Genomic DNA, 305 nt, shown 5'->3' with positions numbered 1-305 from the left:
GCTAGATAGCAAAGATTTAGATGCTTTAGTATATTGTTTAACCCATGATTCTGATGGAAAGCTACGCTATACAGAGGAACTTACAAAAAGGGAAAAATATAAACAATTCCATCCTGAACATAATAAGTATTGGGACGATATCGCTGGTGAGTTACAGTGCTTCGGAGGCAATACTTTCGCAACTTTTTTTAAAGGTGGTAAAGGGGTTTTGTATTCGGAAATACTTAATGATGTTTGTGAAAAATGCAAAGTTAGTACGAAAGGCTCTATTGTAGAGAAAGAAGATCGCATATTGACACATATAT

1 protein-coding gene is annotated in these 305 nt (G+C 34.8%); it reads left to right on the top strand.

The genetic code is table 11. The features are described from left to right. Nucleotides 1–305 (top strand): DUF3944 domain-containing protein (locus tag EII42_RS12715; RefSeq protein WP_125172442.1); only part of this gene is annotated, 305 nt, incomplete at both ends.

It is taken from the genome of Tessaracoccus sp. OH4464_COT-324, from assembly GCF_003932855.1.
Taxonomy (GTDB): Bacteria; Actinomycetota; Actinomycetes; order Propionibacteriales; family Propionibacteriaceae; genus Arachnia.
This window is presented reverse-complemented; position numbering and strand designations above follow the sequence as displayed.